Here is a 247-nt window from a genome sequence, read left to right on the forward strand (position 1 = left end):
AGGCGGACCCGCGAGCCGACCCGCACCGGCTGGATGAAGCGCACCGTATCGAGGCCGTAGTTGACCGCCATCTTCAGTCCTTCGGGAAGCACCAGCAGGCCTTCCATCAGCTTCGGGATCAGCGACAGGGACAGGAAACCGTGGGCGATGGTGCCGCCGAAGGGCGTCTTCGCCGCCTTCTCCGGATCGACGTGGATGAACTGGTGGTCGCCGGTGCATTCGGCGAACTGGTCGACCCGCTCCTGGT

1 protein-coding gene is annotated in these 247 nt (G+C 65.6%); it reads right to left on the minus strand.

Annotated features, from left to right (window positions below):
• Window positions 1-247: MaoC family dehydratase (locus tag ACLJNW_RS27485; protein WP_410961724.1), on the minus strand; the 247-nt coding region annotated here is incomplete at both ends.

It is taken from the genome of Salmonella sp. SAL4457, assembly GCF_046548235.1.
Taxonomy (GTDB): Bacteria; Pseudomonadota; Gammaproteobacteria; order Enterobacterales; family Enterobacteriaceae; genus Salmonella; species Salmonella enterica.